Origin of the sequence: Chromohalobacter sp., assembly GCF_039830575.1 — a bacterium.
In the GTDB taxonomy this organism is placed as follows: Bacteria; Pseudomonadota; Gammaproteobacteria; order Pseudomonadales; family Halomonadaceae; genus Chromohalobacter; species Chromohalobacter israelensis.
Window position 1 is genome coordinate 1 of sequence record NZ_JBDOOX010000016.1, and the last position, 1,584, is coordinate 1,584.

3 protein-coding genes are annotated in these 1,584 nt (G+C 63.3%); all 3 read left to right on the plus strand.

Annotated features, from left to right (window positions below; translation table 11 throughout):
• Window positions 1–949 (plus strand): SDR family oxidoreductase (locus ABGX75_RS15530; RefSeq protein ID WP_347411454.1); only part of this gene is annotated, 949 nt, incomplete at its 5' end.
• A 10-nt stretch (window positions 950–959) separates the two neighbouring features.
• On the plus strand, window positions 960–1,244 hold the full coding sequence (locus ABGX75_RS15535) for a YciI family protein (protein WP_078522957.1): 285 nt from the start codon (window positions 960–962) through the stop codon (window positions 1,242–1,244).
• The coding region (locus ABGX75_RS15540; protein WP_347411455.1) for a Gfo/Idh/MocA family oxidoreductase at window positions 1,244–1,584 on the plus strand (341 nt) is incomplete at its 3' end. The genes ABGX75_RS15535 and ABGX75_RS15540, both read left to right, overlap by 1 nt.

Sequence of the window (1,584 nt, forward strand, 5' to 3'; positions counted from 1 at the left end):
GTCCGACCGGCACATTGCCGCAGACCTGACCGATGCGGAAGCCAGCAAGGCCGCGCTGGCTGCGGCCAAGGACGTGACGCATGTGTTCTATTGCACCTGGTCGCGTCAGGCCAACGAGGAAGAGAATGTCCGCGTGAACGGGATGATGGTGCGCAACCTCTTCGAGGGGATCGCAGGCGCGCCGATCAAGCACGGCGCGCTGGTGACGGGCCTCAAGCATTACCTCGGTTCGTTCGACGATTACGCCAAGGTCACGCCCTACACGCCCTTCCTCGAATCGAGCCCGCGTCTGCCGGGGCCGAACTTCTACTACGCGCAGGAAGATGTGCTGCTGGAGATGGCCGAGAAATACGGCTTCACCTGGTCGGTCCACCGCCCGCATACGATGATCGGCTTTACCGTCGGCAACTACATGAACATGGCAGTGACGCTCGCGGTCTATGCCTCGATCTGCAAGCACACCGGCAAGCCGTTCCTCTATCCCGGTTCGCCCGAGCAATATAACGCGGTCACCGACGTGACCGACGCGCGCATCCTCGCCAAACAGTTCTACTGGGCCGCGACGACGCCGGAAGCTGCGAACACGCCCTTCAATACCGCAAATGGCGATGTCTTCCGCTGGACGTGGCTCTGGGCGCGGATCGCCGAGTATTTCGGCCTCGAGGTCGCGGAATACCCCGGTCACACGACGCCCCTCGAAGAGCAGATGGCGGATGCGCCCGCGATCTGGTCCGAGATGGTGGCTCAATATGGGCTGCAGGACATCCCTGTGACCAAGCTGGCTTCGTGGTGGCACAGCGACGCCGATCTCGGCCGCGAGCTGGAATGCTTCACCGACATGACCAACAGCCGGAAGCTGGGTTTCGACGCCTATCAGAGCACGCCCGACAGCTTCTTCGACGTCTTCGACGAGCTGCGCGCGCGCAAGATCATTCCGGCCGGAAACTGAGGAGACCACAATGCATTACGTGATCCATTGCCTCGACCATGACGGTGCCGTCGACAAGCGGCTGGCCAATTACGAGGACCACAAGGCCTATCTGGCTCAGGCGCCGGTGAAGACGGTGATCTCGGGCCCGCTTCTGGCGGATGACGAGGAAACCATGATCGGCAGCTGCTTCGTGCTGGAGGCCGACAGCCTCGCAGAGGTCGAAGAGTTCAACCGCAACGACCCCTTCGCGAAGGTCGGTCTGTGGAAGTCCGTCTCGATCCGTCCGTTCTCCAAGCGCGTGGACAATCGCTGATGTCGGGGCCGGTCAAAATCGCCCTCGTGGGCATGGGGTGGTGGGGGCAGAAGATGCTCGCCGTTCTGTCGAGCGCCCCCGACGACATCACGGTCGTCCGCGCGGTGGAGCCGAACATGGACGCGGTGCGCGATCTCTGCGCCGAGAAGGGCGTGACGCTCAGCGCGGATTACGCGGATGCGCTGAACGATCCCAAGGTCGAGGCTGTCGTGCTGGCGACGCCGCACTCGCTGCACACGGATCAGATCGCCAAGGCCGTCGCGGCAGGCAAGCACGTCTTCTGCGAAAAGCCGCTCGCGCTTACCGCCGAAGAGGCTGCCCGTTCGGTCGCGCTTTGCGC

Bases quoted from the DNA above. Each gene is read 5' to 3' on its own strand.
- ABGX75_RS15535 (WP_078522957.1), top strand. From the start codon at position 960: ATGCATTACGTGATCCATTGCCTCGACCATGACGGTGCCGTCGACAAG.